The sequence below is a fragment of the Neisseria sp. P0008.S010 genome (assembly GCF_051962715.1).
Classification (GTDB): Bacteria; Pseudomonadota; Gammaproteobacteria; order Burkholderiales; family Neisseriaceae; genus Neisseria; species Neisseria elongata.
Window position 1 is genome coordinate 1 of record NZ_JBQCVA010000135.1, and the last position, 586, is coordinate 586.

Consider the following 586-nt stretch of genomic DNA (forward strand, 5'->3'; position numbering starts at 1 on the left):
TCCAAAGATGTCGCTGCACAGATTACCGAACACCGTTACGACGTACTGGGCAACCGCATCCAAACCATCCTGCCTACGGGTGAAGTTTTAAACCGCCTGTATTACGGCAGTGGACACCTGCACCACGTCAACCTCGACGGCACCACCCTTGCCGACATCGAGCGCGACGCTCTGCATCGCCCAGTCGAGCGGACTCTCGGCAAGCTGAATACCCAATTTCAACTTGACCCATTAGGCCGTCTGAAACAACAAATCGCCCAACCGAACAGCCACAACAAAGCAGACCCTGCCGTCCTTATCGGTCGCCGTTACCAATACGACACTGTTGGCAACCTCGTCCGTACCGACGACCAAACCAAAGGCAGCAGGGATTACACCTATGACGCACTGGGTAGAATTACCCAAAGCGCAGACGACCACTACCGCTACGACCCTGCCCACAACCTTACCGACGGAAGCAGAATCAGTGGCAACCGCCTTACACATGTACCTAATAGAGCACCTTCTGCTAATAGACCTCTTGCGAAAATATTCATCCCATCGCATTAATCAGTCCTGCAATCAGATTTACCCTTAACCCGAACCG

General features: G+C 53.2%; 1 protein-coding gene. It reads left to right on the top strand.

All coding sequences use genetic code 11. From position 1 onward, the window contains the following. Positions 1-549 (top strand): RHS repeat domain-containing protein (locus ACTHSL_RS12875; protein ID WP_440381686.1); only part of this gene is annotated, 549 nt, incomplete at its 5' end. Positions 550-586 lie beyond the last annotated feature (37 nt).